Genomic DNA, 15,054 nt, shown 5'->3' with positions numbered 1-15,054 from the left:
GACTACGAGCGTGCAACTTCTTGAATCCGTCTCCGCCCTGTCGAGCACCGGCCTGATGGTCTGGCTGCTGGTGGCCATCCCGCTGGCTTCGGCCGCCTTCCTGCTGCTGGCAGGCCGGGCGACCAACGCCTGGGGCCACTGGCTCGGAACCCTGGCACCCATCGCGTCGTTCGCCATCGGCCTGGTGCTGTTCCTGCAACTCCTCGGGGCGTCCCCCGACGACCGCGCCGTCAACGTCCAGCTGTACGAGTGGATCGCCACCGGCAACTGGTCGGTCGGCGTCGGCTTCCTGGCAGACCAGCTGTCGATCCTGTTCGTCCTGCTGGTCACCGGCGTCGGCTCGCTGATCCACATCTACTCGATCGGGTACATGGAGCACGACGAGCGTCGCCGTCGCTTCTTCGCCTACCTGAACCTGTTCATCGCCGCCATGTTGCTCCTGGTGCTCGCGGACAACTACCTGGTGCTGTTCGTCGGTTGGGAAGGCGTGGGCCTCGCGTCCTACCTCCTGATCAGCTTCTGGGCCCACCGCCCCTCGGCGTCGGCCGCCGGCAACAAGGCCTTCATCGTCAACCGCGTCGGCGACCTCGGGTTGTCGATGGCGATCTTCACGATGCTGGCAATGTTCGGCTCGGTGCGCTTCGAGGACGTCAACGCGGGGGTCGCGAACCTGACGCCCGTCTGGGTCACGCTCATCGGTTTCTTCCTGCTGCTCGGCGCGTGCGGTAAATCCGCCCAGGTGCCACTGCAGTCCTGGCTGCTGGACGCGATGGAGGGCCCCACTCCGGTGTCGGCCCTCATCCATGCTGCGACCATGGTCACCGCCGGCGTCTACCTGGTCGTGCGCTCGCACGTCATCTACGAGGCGGCGCCGATCGCCACGACGGCGGTCGCCATCGTCGGCACGGTCACGCTGCTCTTCGGTGCCTGGATCGGTACGTCGAAGGACGACATCAAGAAGGTCCTCGCGGGCTCGACGATGTCGCAGATCGGCTACATGATGCTCGCCGCGGGCCTCGGCCCCATCGGCGCCTCGTTCGCGATCTTCCACCTGATCACGCACGGCTTCTTCAAGGCCAACATGTTCCTGGGCGCCGGCTCCGTCATGCACGGCATGCACGACGACGTGAACATGCGTCACTTCGGTGCCCTGGCCCGCCCCATGCGGATCACCTTCCTGACCTTCGGGATCGGCTACCTCGCCATCATCGGCTTCCCGTTCCTCTCGGGCTTCTACTCGAAGGACCACATCATCGAGGCCGCCTTCGAGCAGAACGTGATCTACGGCGTGCTGGCCCTGCTCGGCGCCGGCATCACGGCGTACTACATGACACGCCTGATGATGATGACGTTCTTCGGCAAGAAGCGCTGGGAGGACGGCGTCGAGCCGCATGAGTCGCCGCTCGTCATGACGGTGCCCCTCATCGTGCTGGCGCTGCTGTCCATCGTGGCCGGCGTCCTCATGAACGGCTGGATCCAGGACTGGCTGGCCCCGGCCACCGGCCAGGAGCCGCACAACACCCCGCTGATCCACTTCACCACCATCGGCGTCCTGACGCTGGCGGTGGTCGTCGTCGGTGTCGCGATCGGTTGGTTCCTGCACAAGGGGGACATCCCGCGCGAAGCGCCGGAGACGAAGAACCCGCTCGTGCACGCGGGCCGCCACGACCTGTACGGCGACGCCTTCAACGAGCACGCCATCATCCGCCCCACCAAGGGTCTGGCAGCCGGCATCGGCGCCTTCGACCACGGTGTCGCGGACGGCGCGGTCATGGGTTCCGCCGCGGTCGCGACCGGAGCGGGTGAATGGTTCCGCAAACTGCAGAACGGCTACGTCCGCAGCTACGGGCTGACCGCAGGGGTGGGCCTCCTGGCCCTCGCCGTCGTCGTTGTCATCGGGCAGCTGGGCTAAGGAGTAACTGAGAAATGACAATGGCATTCCCTCTTCTGACGGTCCTCGGCCTGGTGCCCATCGTCGGCGCGATCGTGCTGTTCTTCGTGAAGGGTCACGTCGGCAAGCTCGTCGGCTACGGCTTCGCGGTCACCACTCTGGTGCTCGGTGTCCTGGCGTTCATCCTGCACACGCAGGACGCCGTGTTGGCCGAGGACGTCTCCTGGATCTCCTCGATCGGCGCGCGCTACGCGCTGGACCTGGACGGGATGGGCGCCATCCTGGTGCTGATGACCGTCCTCATCGTGCCGGTGGTGCTGCTCGCCGAATGGCACACGGGCGATGAGCCCACCTCCCGCTGGGGCGGCTCCACGTTCTTCGCCCTCGCGCTGCTGCTGCAGGGCTTCGCGCTGTTCGTGTTCATGGCCTCGGACATCCTGCTGTTCTACGTGGCCTTCGAGGCGACGCTGATCCCGACGTACTTCCTCATCGGTGGCTACGGCGGCCCCCGTCGCAGCGCCGCCGCGGTCAAGTTCCTGATCTACTCCCTGGCCGGTGGCCTGGTCATGCTGGTCGCGGTGGCGGGCGTCTACGCCGTCACGGCGGCGGCCGGCTCGCCGAGCTTCCTGATCGGCGACCTCGTCGGGCTCGACATCGACACGTCCATGGGGCGCTGGCTCTTCGCGGGCTTCTTCTTCGCCTTCGCGGTGAAGGCGCCGCTGGCCGGGCTGCACACGTGGTTGCCTGATTCGGCCGAGCAGGCCACGCCGGGCACCTCGACGCTGCTCGTGGGCATCCTGGACAAGATCGGCACCTTCGGGATGATCAAGATCTGCCTCCAGGCGTTCCCCGAGGCCAGCCAGTGGGCCACCCCGGTGATCCTGGTCTGGGCGATCGTGTCCATGTTCTACGGCGCTCTCATGGCGTTCGGCGCCAAGGACCTGCTGCGACTGGTGTCCTACACCTCGATCAGCCACTTCGGCCTGATGGTGTTCGGCATCTTCGCGCTGACCAGCCAGTCCATGAGCGGCTCGATCTACTACATGCTCAACCACGGTCTGTCGACCGCCGCGTTGTTCCTCGTCGTCGGGTTCATGATCCGACGCCGCGGTTCCGCAGACATCGACGCCTACGGCGGCGTGCAGAAGGTGGCACCGGTGCTCTCCGGAGTCCTGCTGCTCGCGGGTCTCTCCGCCCTGTCGCTGCCGGGCTTCGGCAACTTCGTCGCCGAGTTCCTGGTGCTCGCCGGTTCCTGGCAGCGTTACCCCATCCACATCGCGTTCCTGGTGCTGGCCATGGTGCTGGCCGCCGTGTACGTGCTGCGGATGTACAAGACCACGATGACCGGCCCGGTGACCGAGCAGGTCGCCAGCCATGTCACCACCGATCTCACGCTCCGCGAGAAGGCCGTCGTTGCGCCGCTCATCGCCCTGCTGCTGCTGTTCGGCTTCTTCCCGAAGCCCGTGCTGTCAGTGGCGGACGACGCTGCTCAGGGCACGATGGCGACCGTCGGCGTGACCGATCCCGCCCCGCAGGCTGAGGAAGGCAACTGATGATCAACCTCTTGGAGACGCCGATCCCCGCTCCCACGCTGGAGTGGATGCTGCTGACGCCGCTGTTCATCCTGCTCGGTGTGGGTGCCCTGGGCGTCCTGCTCGAGGGCTTCGTGCCCCGGCACCTCCGCCAGCCGGTGCAGGCGGGTCTGGCCGCGATCGGCATCCTCGCGTCGCTCGGGGTGACCATCCTCAACTGGGTCCAGGAAACACCTTCGCTGGCCGCCATGGGGCTGCTCGCGATCGACGGCCCGACCTACGTCTTCTGGACGCTGCTGCTGCTCGTCGGGCTGGCCGGGGTGGCGCTCTTCGCCGAGCGCCGCGTCGGTGGGGGAGTGTCGGCGTTCGCGTCGTCGGCCGCCACCGTGCCCGGCTCGCCGCTCGAGCGGGAGGCGGACCGCCTCCGTCGTGAGCACACCGAGGTCTTCCCGCTGCTGGTGTTCGCGCTGTTCGGCATGCTGCTGTTCTCGTCCACCAACAACCTGCTGGTGCTGTTCGTGGCCGTGGAGATCCTGTCGCTGCCGCTGTACCTGCTCACCGGCATGGCCCGCCGCCGTCGCCTGCTGAGCCAGGAAGCTGCCCTCAAGTACTTCCTCCTCGGCTCCATCGCCTCGGCGATCATGCTCTACGGCATCTCGTTGCTGTACGGCTACTCCGGCGCCCTGACGCTGGCCGGGATCGCAGATGCGGTCACCGCCGGGACCGGCTCGAAGTGGCTGCTGCTCGGCGGCATGCTGCTGGCATCGGTGGGCCTGCTGTTCAAGATGGGCGCAGTGCCGTTCCACTCGTGGACCCCGGACGCCTACATGGGCGCGCCCACCCCGGTGACGGGCTTCATGGCGGTGGCCACCAAGACCGCAGCCGTGGCCGCTCTGCTGCGCGTGTACTACGTCGCACTCGGCGGACTCGCCTGGGACTGGCAGCTGCTGTTCTCCGTCGTCGCGGTCGTCACGATGCTGGTGGGTGCCACCGCGGCACTCGCGCAGACCGACATCAAGCGCCTGCTTGCCTACTCCTCGATCGCACACGCCGGCTTCATCCTGGTGGGCGTCGTCGGGGCGGTGCAGGCCGGCGACAACGTGTCGGTGGCGTCCGTGGCCGCCGTCGCGTTCTACCTGCTGACCTACGGCGTGGCCACGCTGGGTGCCTTCGCCATCGTCATGATGGTGCGCCGCGCGGGCGGTGAGGCCAACGGCCTCGAGTCCTGGAAGGGCCTCGGGAGGCGCAGCCCGCTCATCGCAGCCCTCATGACCCTGTTCATGCTGAGCTTCGCCGGCATCCCGCTGACCGCGGGCTTCGTCGGCAAGCTGACCGTGTTCGCGTCTGCGTGGGAGGGCGGCTACGGCTGGCTCGTCCTGGTCGCCGTGGTGATGAGCGTCATCGCCGCGTTCTTCTACCTCAAGGTCGTTGTGGCCATGTGGTTCCAGGACGCCGACGAGGCGACCGTGGGCGTGGTCGAGTCCCCGTCTGCCGGGACGTGGGTTGTGCTCGTGGTCACAGGTCTGGCTACGCTGGTCCTCGGCCTCGTGCCGGGCGGCGTGCTCAGCCTGGTTGCCGGTGCCGCACAGTTCATTCGCTGACCCTAGGAGACCCACAGTGGGCAACGACCTGCTCGACGCACGCTTGACCGTGCTCCTCGACGAGTTCGAGGGCAACCTGGTCGAGAGCGCCGTGGCCAGTTCGCCGTTCGTGACCGAGGCTGCCCGCCACATCATCGCGGCGGGCGGCAAGCGGTTCCGTCCGCTGTTGGTCTTCCTCTCCTCCCACTTCGGTGGGGAGTCCGACCATGACGACCTCATGCGGGCCGCCATGGTCATGGAGCTCACCCACGTGGCGAGCCTCTACCACGACGACGTCATGGACGTCGCGGACCTGCGCCGCGGCGCCCCGTCGGCCAACCGGCTGTGGGGCAACTCCGTGGCCATCCTCGTGGGCGACTTCCTGTTCGCCCGCGCCTCCACCACGGTTGCCGAGCTCGGTGTCGACTACGTCATGCTGCAGGCAGAGACGTTCTCGCGACTGGTGCAGGGCCAGATCGCCGAGACCAAGGGCCCTGGCGAGGGCGAGGACCCGCTGGCCCACTACATCCAGGTCATCGCGGACAAGACCGGCTCGCTGATCGCCGCGTCGGCCCGCTTCGGCGGCATGGTGTCCGGCGCCTCCGACGAGGTGCTCACCGCGCTGACGAACTTCGGCGAGGAGATCGGGCTGGTGTTCCAGCTCTCGGACGACCTCATCGACATCACCTCGACCAGCACCGGCAAGACGCCCGGTACGGACCTGCGCGAGGGTGTCCCCACGCTGCCGGTCCTCATGCTGCGGGCGGAGAAGGATGCGGCCGACGCGGACCTGCTCGCCCTGATCGACGGCGACCTCAGCTCCGACGAGGACCTGGAGGCCGCGCTCGAGGGGCTCAAGGCCCACCCCGTCATGGCCCGCGCGAAGGCCGAGGTCGAGCGTCACGCCGCCATCGCCCGCGCCCATCTCGCGCCACTGCCCGAGGGCGAGGCGAAGGACGCGCTGCTGCAGGTGTGCACGGACCTCGTCGAGCGCACCTCCTAGGCCACCCGGCCGGGCGTCCGACGAGGCGGCGCCCACCGTTCGTGCGGGTAGAGTGAGGCGGTTGATTCCCCCTAGCTCTTGGAGTGATGCCTCGTGGTGCTGCGCGCGCCGGGTATGCCGCTGATCCTGCTGACCGCCTCCGTGGCGTTCGCCGGGTTCGCGCTGTTGCTGCCCATCTCCCCGCTGTGGGCCGCCCGGGGCGGCGCGGCGGAGTTCGGCTCCGGCATGGCCACCACGGTGCTCATGGCCACCACCGTCCTCACCCAGCTACAGGTCAACCGGTGGCTGGCGAAATGGGGCTGGACCCGCACGCTCTCGCTCGGTCTCCTGGCGCTGGGGATCCCCGCCGCGCTGCAGGCCATCAGCCCGGACCTCTGGGTGGTACTCGGCACCAACGCCATGCGGGGCGTCGGCTTCGGCATCATCACGGTCTGCGGTGCCACCGCGGTGGCGCTCCTGACCCCGCCAGAAGCACGCGGTCGAGGCGTCGGTCTCTACGGCCTCGCCGTCTCCATTCCGCAGCTGGTGCTGATGTCGGTGGCGCCCTTGCTGGCTGACCTCATCGGCGTGCGCTGGACGCTCGTCCTCGGTCTGCTTCCGCTGGTCGCGCTCCTCTGGGTGGCGGAACTCGGGCGGCAGATCTCCCGGCAGACGGCCGGCGACCCCGGGGCGTCCTCGGCCGGCGCGCCGCTGCTGCGCGTCCTCCCGTTGATCTGGATGCCCGTGGCCGCCCTGCTGTTGGTGACGGCCTCCGGGGGTGCGGTGCTGACGTTCGCGCCGCAGCTGGTCAGCGACCCCCTCGTGGCAATGACGGTCCTGCTCGCCGTGACCGGGTTGGCCGCCGTGGGGCGCTACCTGGTCGGGGGGCTGAGCGACCGCTACGGCACCAGGCCGTTCATCTGGTCGCTGCTCGGGGTGGCCGCGCTGGGCGTGGCGGGCATCGCGGCTTCGCTCCGGTGGGGGCAGCCCGCGTGGATGATCGTCGGCGCCGCCCTGCTGGGCTTGGCCTACGGTGCGCTGCAGACGGTGACGCTGGTGCGCTCGTTCGTGGAGGCGGGGGAGGAGAACCGTGCCTCCACCTCGGTGATCTGGAACGTGGGCTTCGACGTCGGCACCGGCGTCGGCGCCATGGCGATCGGTGCGCTGGCCGGCGGGTTCGGCTTCGCCCAGGCCTTCGTCGTCACCGCTGCCGCAGTGGCGCTGGCGGCGGTCGCCATCGCATTGCGCGAGCGCCTCCCCTGACTGCCCGGATCAGATGAGCGCTCAGGCCGATTCGCGGACGATGAGATCGGGATGCAGGATCCTGGGTTCCGGGATCACCCCGGTCTGGAGCTGCTGGATCAGCAGCTCGGCGGCGGCGGCGGCAAGCGCGAAACCGGAGTTCGTGACAGTCGTGAGGGAGGGCCTCGCATAGGCGGCCAGGCTGATGTCGTCAAAGCCCACCACGCGCAGGTCGTCCGGAACCCGTACGCCGTGCTCCGCGAGCGATTCCAGCACCCCCAGCGCCATGAGGTCTGAGGAGACGAAGAGCCCGTCGAGCTTCACCGCACCGGTGGCGATCTCGTGCCCTGCGGAGAGGCCGGAGTCACGGTCGAAGTCGCCATGCCAGATGCCGCCGGCCGCCTTGCCGTGCTCGGCGAGCTCGGTGCGCCAACCCTGGAACCTGTCGCGGGCGCCCACCATGTCCAGCGGGCCGGTGACGATGCCGATGGTCGAGCAGCCCTGCTCGATCAGGTGCCGGGTGGCGAGCCGGCCGCCCAGCACGTTGTCCAGGTCGCTGTAGGCGACATTGACGGCGCCGCTGAACGGACGCCCCACCAGCACGGTGGGCACGCCCGCAGCCACGGCGGTCTCCACCACGCCGTCGGACCCGTGGTGGGACACCACGACGATGCCGTCGGCCAGGCGGGAGCGCAGGTAATGGCGCACCCGCTGCGTCTGCCCCTGCGGGTCTCCCATCAGGAGGACCAGCTGGTAGTCGGCGCCGGTGAGCACGGAGTTGATGCCGCCGATGGCGGCCTGGAAGAAGGGGTCCTCGAACACCGTGCGCGTGGGTTCGGGCACGACGACGGCGATCGACATGGTTCGGCGCGTCACCAGGCTGCGGGCCGCGGCGTTGGGGACGTAGCCCAGGCGGGCCATCGCCTCCTCGACGGCGGAGCGGCGCTCCTCCGACACCTTGGCGGGTTCGATGATGGCGCGGGAAGCGGTCGCCCGCGACACACCGGCGAGGCGTGCCACGTCTTCGAGTGTCGGCGGGCGACCGTTGAGAGTCATCTCATCCTTCTTACGGCTTGGCCAGTTCGCGTGAACGGATCACATCAGCGTACCAACGGGCAGAAGCCTTGGGCGTGCGCACCTGGGTGTCATAATCCACGTGGACGATGCCGAAGCGCTTCTCGTAGCCCCAGGCCCATTCGAAGTTGTCCAGCAACGACCAGGCGAGGTAGCCCCTGACGTCGGCGCCGGCCTCGATGGCGTCGTGGACGGCACCGATGTGCTGGTAGAGGTAGTCGCTGCGGTCGGCGTCGGCCACGAAGCCCTCGGCGTCCGGCACGTCGTTGAAGGCGGCCCCGTTCTCGGTCACGACGAGGTAGGCCCCGTGCGGGGCGGCCCAGTCGCGGCTCAGGCGCACCAGCACGTCGGTGAAGTCCGGCGCGTAGACCTCCCAGCCCATGGCGGTCAGGGGGACGTCGCGGCCGACGCCCGTGGTGTCGCCGGTGCGCGGGTGCGGCGAGCCGGGGGAGTCGACGTCGGCGCCCGGGACAGCGGCGGTGGTCTCACCGTTGTAGAAGTTGATGCCGAGCACGTCGATGGGCTGGGAGATGATCTCCAGGTCCCCGTCGAGGATCAGTTCCGCGGGCCAGAGGTCGCCCATGTCGGCGATGAGGTCTGCCGGGTACTCCGCCGTGAAGAGGGGGTCCAGCCAGATGCGGTTGCGCAGGGCGTCGTGCCGCCGGGCGGCGTCGCGGTCGGCGGCGCTGTCCGGGTCTGCCGGGTGGTGGATGCTGGGGTTGATGGTGATCCCCACCTGCTTCGGCTGTGCGAGACCGAGCTCACGCAGCCGCGTCACGGCCAGCCCGTGCCCCAGGAGGAGGTGGTGGGCCGCGGCCAGTGCCTCGCGTCCGTCCTGGTGGCCCGGGGCGTGCTCGCCGTTCGCGTAGCCCAGGAACGCGGAGCACCAGGGCTCGTTGAGCGTGGTCCAGATGTCGACCCGGTCGCCCAAGGCGCGGTACATCACCTCGGCGTAGTCGGCGAACCGGTGGGCGGTGTCGCGGTTGGTCCAGCCGCCCCTGTCCTGCTCGTACTGGGGCAGGTCCCAGTGGTACAGGGTCAGCCACGGCTTGATGCCATCGGCCAGGAGCTCGTCCACGAGCCGCGAGTAGAAGTCGAGACCCTTCTGGTTGACCTCACCGGGGGCGGGCACCACGCGGGGCCAGGCCGTCGAGAACCGGTAGGCCTGGAGCCCCAGTTCCTTCATGAGGGCGACGTCCTGCGGCATGCGGTGGTAGTGGTCGCACGCCACCTCACCGGTGTCGCCGCCGACGACCTTGCCCGGGGTGGCACAGAACGTGTCCCAGATGGACGGCACGCGGCCGTCCTCGGTGCTGGCGCCCTCGATCTGGAAGGCGGCCGTGGCTGCGCCGAAGATGAAGTCGGGGGTAAAGGTGACGGGGGTCATCCCTTCACTGCTCCTTCCATGACGCCGGCGACGAGCCGACGTCCTGTGATGATGAAAACGATGATGAGCGGCACGGTGGAGATGATTACGCCGGCCATGATGAGGGAGTAGTCCTTGAAGTAGCTGGACTGCAGCAGCTGCAACGCCACGGGGAGCGTGGGGTTGCTGGCATCGAGGACGATGAACGGCCAGAAGAAGTTGGTCCATTGGGCCACGAAGGTGAACAGGGCGAGCATCGCGGCCGCCGGCATCGCGGCAGGGAGCGCGACGTGGCGGAACGTGCTGATCATGGAGCAGCCGTCGACGCGGGCCGCTTCGATCAGCTCGTAGGGCAGCGCCTGGCTCAGGTACTGGGTCATCCAGAACACGCCGAAAGCGGTGACGATGTTGGGGATGATGACGGCGGCGAGGCTGCCCGTGAGCCCCAGTTCACTCATGACGATGAACAGCGGGACGATGCCCAGCTGCATCGGCACGGCCATGGTGGCGATGACGAAGATCAGCAGCGGCCCCCTGCCGCGGAAGCGCAGTTTGGCGAACGCGTAGCCCGCCAGCGTCGAGAAGATCACGAGGAACACCGACGTGACCGTCGAGACGATGACGCTGTTGGTGAAGGCCCGCCAGAAGTTGATGTCGGAGTTGAGTACCCGGTTGAGGTTCTCGATGAGGTTGCCCTGCGGCAGCAGGGGCGGGATGGGGTTGCGGGCGATGGTGGCCGCGTCGGAACTCGCCAGCTGGATGGCGTAGTACAGGGGGTAGATGGAGATGAGCAGCACCAGCGTCAGGGTCGCGTACGTGCCCCACCCGGCCCGGCGCCTGCCGGAGACCAGCCCCAGCTTGCGGCGTGCGTAGCGGGCCGCGCCCTTGCCCGCGGTCTGTTCGATCATGGGTGTCGAATGCATCACACGGCCTCCTTGGTGCGCTGCCTGGCCTTGCGGCCCTCGGAACTGGAGATGCGGCTGGTCAGCCAGAAGTTGATCACGCCGATGACGATGATGATGAGGAACAGCAGCCACGCCACCGCGGAGGCCCGGCCGAAGCTGCGTTGCGGCCCCCAGCCCAGTTCGTAGAGGTACATGGTCAGCGTCTGCCACTGCCGGTCCGCGCCGCCCTGACCCAGCTGGTCGAACATGCGCGGCTCGTCGAAGATCTGCAGGCCACCGATGGTGGAGGTGATGATGACGAAGATCATCGTGGGACGCAGCGACGGCAGCGTCACGGAGAAGAACTGCTGGACCCGGTTGGCCCCGTCGACGACGGCGGCCTCATAGAGCTCGCGCGGCACGGCCTGCATGGCGGCCAGGAAGATCAGCGTGTTGTAGCCGGTCCACCGGAAGTTCACCATCGTCGCGATCGCCACGTGGGCGGCGAAGCTGTCGGAGTGCCAGCCCACGGGGTTCATCCCGATCTGGCCGAGCAGGGTGTTGATCAGGCCGGAGCTGTCCGCGAAGAGCTTGGAGAAGATCAGGGAGACCGCCACCGGCGCCACCACGTAGGGCAGGAGGACGCCCATGCGCCACAGGGTCTTGGACCGCAGGTTGGCGTCGAGCATCCACGCGATGAAGATCGCCGCGATGAGCTGGGGCACGGACGACAGCAGGAAGATCGAGAACGTGTTGCGCAGCGCGTTGTAGAAGCGCGGTTGCTGCAGGACGTCGATGAAGTTCTGCAGCCCGACGAAGTCTCCCTGGCCGCCGATCAGGTGCCAGTCGTGCACGGAGACCCAGGCGGTGTAGATGAGGGGGTAGAGCCCCACGATCGCGAAGAGGATGAAGAAGGGGCTGATGTACAGGTAGGGCGAGTACTTGACGTCCCAGCGGTTCGCCCGCTGCCGCCAGGTGGTCATGGATGGCATTCGCAGTTCCTTGGGTGTGTGGTGGGCCCGGCGGAGCGCCGGGCCCACCCAGTCGGGGATCAGTTGAGGCCGAGGGCCTCGTAGGCTTCGATGGCCTTGTCCCACGACGACGCCGCGTCGTCGGTGCCGGACTCGACGCGGTTCAGCGCATCGGTGACGGTGGCGCGGATCGAGAAGTAGTTCGGTCCCTTGAAGGGGGTGACGTCGACGGCGGCCGCACGGTTGGCGAGGATCTCGCCGGTGGGGGCGCCGTTGAAGAACTCGTTGGTCTGGCCGAGGAGCTCTTCACTGTCCAGGGCGTCGACCTGCGAGGGGAAGGTGCCCTTCGACATGAAAGCCTTGATCTGCTGCTCGGGGGCCGTCAGCCACGCCGCGAGCTCGCGGGCGGCCTCGGGGTTGGCCGACTGCTCGGGAACGGTCAGGAACGAGCCGCCCCAGTTGCCGCCGCCGCCGGGGAACACGTCAGCCACGTCCCAGCCGGTCACGCCGGCCGCGTTGCCCTCGATGACGCCCATCATCCAGCCGGGGCACAGCATCGTGGCGAAGCCGTCGTTCTGGAAGGCCGCGGTCCAGTCCTCACTCCACTGGGCGTACCCGGCGGAGAGGTCGTCGGCCTTGGCCTGCATGATCTGGTCGTAGATGGCCTTGATCTCGGTGTTCTCGCCCAGCGGGATGGGCGTGCCGTCCTCGTTCTCGAAGGGGGTGGCGACCTGGTTGACCATGCCCTGGAAGGTGGCGTCGGAGGAGTCGTACCAGGCGGCGTCGGACTTGGCGACGAAGTCCTTGCCGACGTTGAAGTAGGTGTCCCAGTCGCCCTCGAGGAGGTCGGCGACCGCTTCCCGGTCCGACGGCAGGCCGGCGGCCTCGAAGAGGTCCGAGCGGTAGCACACGGCCTCGGGGCCGATGTCGGTGCCGTAGCCGATCAGCTGGCCGTCGGCGGTGGTGGCGGAGGCTTCCTTCCAGTCGAGCCAGCGGCCCTCGACGTCGTCGTTCTTGAGATCGACGAACTTATCGGCGTACTGCATCAGTTCGGGCAGCCAGTCGACCTCGACGGCTTCGATGTCGGAGAGGCCGGAGCCGGCGGCCAGGCGGGTGTTGAGGTTGTCGCGGGCCTCATCGGTGGTGGCGGCCTTCTTGTGCTCGATCTTCACGTTGGGGTGCTCATCCATGTAGTCCTGGAAGAGATCCTCGTAGCCGAATTCATTGAACGTGGCCACGCGCAGGGTGATCTGCTCGTCGCTGCTGGCTCCGGTCTCGTTGTCGGCAGGCTCCGCGCTGGCGGAACAGGCGGTGAGCCCGATGGCCAGCGCACTGACCAGGGCGATGGAACGCTTCTTCACTATGACTCCTTCGTCAATGTCCGTGCGCTCCGTGGGAGCGCTCTCATGGAGCAACTGTCATCGTTCGCGCGCCGTACGTCAAGCTGAAGCGGGGTTCTGTTATCAAATCGAGACATGAGAGCGATCTCAAACTGCGCGAAATGGCATTGACAAGGGTAAACGCAAAAAGGGCTGGAGCGCCATGATCAGCGCTCCAGCCCTCTCCTCCGAGATCACCAGATGGTGACGCGGTCCTCAGGGGCGAGCCAGAGAGCGTCGTCGTCGCTGACCTCGAAGGCGCCGTAGAAAGCGTCGAGGTTGCGCACGATCTGATTGCAGCGGAACTCGTTGGGGGAGTGCGGGTCTGTCGCCAACAGGACCTTCATGGCTTCGGGGCGCCGCTTGCCGCGCCAGGCCTGCGCCCAGCCGGTGAAGAAGCGCTGGGCCGGGGTCAGGCCGTCGACCGCCTCGCCATGGGGGTCGCCGCCGGCCAGCAGCCAGGCGTCGTAGGCGATACCCAGGCCGCCGAGGTCGCCGATGTTCTCCCCGACGGTGAGCCTGCCGTTGACGCCGGCGCCCTCGATGCCTTCCGGGATGAGGCCCTCATACTGACCGATCAGCCGCTCGGCGAGCGCCTCGAAGGCCTCCCGGTCTGCGGGCTGCCACCAGTCACGCAGGCGGCCGTCGCCGTCGCAGGTGCTGCCCTTGTCGTCGAAGCCGTGCCCGATCTCGTGGCCGATGACCGCGCCGATGGCGCCGTAGTTGACCGCGTCGTCCGCGTCGGCGTTGAAGAAGGGCGGCTGCAGGATTGCGGCCGGGAACACGATCTCGTTGCGGAGCGGGTGGTAGTAGGCGTTGACCGTCTGCGGGAACATCTGCCACTCGTCGCGGTCCACCGGCCCACCGATGCGCTCCAGGGTGTAGTCCAGCTCGAAGGAGTTGGCGGCGAGCACGTTGGCGACCAGGTCGTCGGCGGTGACCGGCAGCGCCGAGTAGTCGCGCCACTTCACCGGGTAACCGATCTTGGGAGTGAACTTGCTGAGTTTGCGCAGCGCCTCGGCCCGCGTCTCCTCGGTCATCCAGGTCAGCTTCGTGATGGAGTTCTCGTAGGCCCTCATCAGGTTGCCCACGAGCTCGTCCATGGCGGCTTTCGCCTCGGGCTTGAAGTGGCGCTCCACGTAGAGGCGGCCGACGGCTTCACCGAGCACGCCCTCCACCAGGGCGAGGCCGCGCTTCCAGCGGGGGCGCTGCTCCTCGTTGCCCGCCAGCGTCTTCTCGTAGAAGTCGAAGCGGGCCTCGACGAGGTCCTCGGACAGGTAGGCCGACAGCCCCGAAAGCGCCTTCCACCGTGCCCACGACCGCCACGTGTCGAGGGGCGCCGACACCAGCACCGGGGCCACCCCCTCGAGGAACGACGGCTGACTGACGATCAGTTCAGCCAGCTTCCCGCGAGGGATCTCGGCGCCTTCGAGGAACGCGTCCCAGTCGAACCCCGGCGTGGCGGAGATGACGTCCTCCAGCGACGTGGGGTTGTACATCGCCCGCAGGTCGCGGCACCGGACCCTGTCCCAGTGGTGTGACGCGATCTCGGTCTCGACGGCGAGGACGGCCTGGGCCTGCTGCTCGGGCAGCTCGAAGCCGGCCAGTTCGAAGACCCGCGTCAGGTGCGCCAGGTACTTCTCCCGGATTTCGCCGTGCTCCTCCAGGCGGTAGTAGGCCTCGTCGGGCAGCCCCAGGCCACCCTGGGAGGCGAACACGGCGTAGCGGCTGGGGTCTCCCGGGTCTGATTCCTCGTAGAGGTGCACCAAGGGGCTCAACCCATGGCGCAGCGACCAGCCGAGGTGCCGGGCCAGGGCGACGGGCGAGTCGATCGCGTCGATCGTGTCCAGGATGGGGCGCACCGGCTCGATGCCGAGCGCCTCGATGCGGTCCGTGTCCATGAAGGAGGCGTAGAGCGCGGCGATGCGGCCCTCGTCGCTGGTGGGGTCGCTCTGCTGCTGCTCCTCCACGATCGCGCGCACGTCCAGTTCTGCGGCGTTGCGCAGGTCCACGAAACCGCCGGCTGAGGATTGGTCAGGCTCGATGGTGGCCGTCCGCAGCCAGGTTCCGTTGACATGGCGGAAGAGATCGTCCTGTGGACGCACGGCGGGGTCGGAATGTTCGAAGTCGATCGCAGGGGTCATGGCGGCCAC

Annotated in this window: 11 protein-coding genes; 5 read left to right on the top strand and 6 right to left on the bottom strand. The window is 68.1% G+C overall.

Annotation, left to right across the window (positions count from 1 at the left end; translation table 11 throughout):
• Window positions 1-55 precede the first annotated feature (55 nt).
• From nuoL to J7D54_RS10485, 5 genes are all read left to right on the top strand, one after another.
• Window positions 56-1,912 (top strand): NADH-quinone oxidoreductase subunit L, encoded by a 1,857-nt coding sequence (nuoL, locus tag J7D54_RS10505; RefSeq protein ID WP_182764237.1) that lies wholly within the window; start codon window positions 56-58, stop codon window positions 1,910-1,912.
• Window positions 1,913-1,932: 20 nt separating this feature from the next.
• A complete protein-coding gene (locus J7D54_RS10500; protein ID WP_182763841.1) occupies window positions 1,933-3,444 on the top strand; it encodes an NADH-quinone oxidoreductase subunit M in 1,512 nt (503 codons plus the stop codon).
• Window positions 3,444-5,024, top strand: coding sequence for an NADH-quinone oxidoreductase subunit NuoN (gene nuoN / locus J7D54_RS10495; RefSeq protein WP_182763840.1), 1,581 nt, complete (start codon window positions 3,444-3,446; stop codon window positions 5,022-5,024). The genes J7D54_RS10500 and nuoN overlap by 1 nt, the downstream gene beginning before the upstream one ends.
• Before the next feature lie 16 nt (window positions 5,025-5,040).
• On the top strand, window positions 5,041-6,006 hold the full coding sequence (locus tag J7D54_RS10490; protein WP_182763839.1) for a polyprenyl synthetase family protein: 966 nt from the start codon (window positions 5,041-5,043) through the stop codon (window positions 6,004-6,006).
• A gap of 93 nt (window positions 6,007-6,099) precedes the next feature.
• The gene (locus J7D54_RS10485; RefSeq protein WP_182763838.1) at window positions 6,100-7,248 is read left to right on the top strand and encodes an MFS transporter; all 1,149 of its coding nucleotides are present in this window, start codon (window positions 6,100-6,102) and stop codon (window positions 7,246-7,248) included.
• A 21-nt stretch (window positions 7,249-7,269) separates the two neighbouring features.
• Here the strand turns inward: J7D54_RS10485 and J7D54_RS10480 are convergent, their stop codons facing one another.
• From J7D54_RS10480 to J7D54_RS10455, 6 genes are all read right to left on the bottom strand, one after another.
• On the bottom strand, window positions 7,270-8,283 hold the full coding sequence (locus J7D54_RS10480; RefSeq protein ID WP_182763837.1) for a LacI family DNA-binding transcriptional regulator: 1,014 nt from the start codon (window positions 8,281-8,283) through the stop codon (window positions 7,270-7,272).
• Window positions 8,284-8,293: 10 nt separating this feature from the next.
• On the bottom strand, window positions 8,294-9,688 hold the full coding sequence (locus J7D54_RS10475; protein ID WP_182763836.1) for a GH1 family beta-glucosidase: 1,395 nt from the start codon (window positions 9,686-9,688) through the stop codon (window positions 8,294-8,296).
• A complete protein-coding gene (locus tag J7D54_RS10470; RefSeq protein ID WP_182763835.1) occupies window positions 9,685-10,590 on the bottom strand; it encodes a carbohydrate ABC transporter permease in 906 nt (301 codons plus the stop codon). Before J7D54_RS10470 ends, J7D54_RS10475 begins: the two co-directional genes overlap by 4 nt.
• Window positions 10,590-11,543: a carbohydrate ABC transporter permease gene (locus J7D54_RS10465; RefSeq protein ID WP_076060815.1), complete on the bottom strand. Its 954-nt coding sequence runs from the start codon at window positions 11,541-11,543 to the stop codon at window positions 10,590-10,592. Before J7D54_RS10465 ends, J7D54_RS10470 begins: the two co-directional genes overlap by 1 nt.
• A 59-nt stretch (window positions 11,544-11,602) precedes the next feature.
• A complete protein-coding gene (locus J7D54_RS10460) occupies window positions 11,603-12,883 on the bottom strand; it encodes an ABC transporter substrate-binding protein (protein WP_245243959.1) in 1,281 nt (426 codons plus the stop codon).
• A gap of 212 nt (window positions 12,884-13,095) precedes the next feature.
• The gene (locus J7D54_RS10455; protein ID WP_182763834.1) at window positions 13,096-15,045 is read right to left on the bottom strand and encodes a M13 family metallopeptidase; all 1,950 of its coding nucleotides are present in this window, start codon (window positions 15,043-15,045) and stop codon (window positions 13,096-13,098) included.
• Window positions 15,046-15,054 lie beyond the last annotated feature (9 nt).

Origin of the sequence: Tessaracoccus sp. MC1865 (assembly GCF_017815535.1) — a bacterium.
GTDB lineage: Bacteria > Actinomycetota > Actinomycetes > Propionibacteriales > Propionibacteriaceae > Arachnia.
This window is presented reverse-complemented; position numbering and strand designations above follow the sequence as displayed.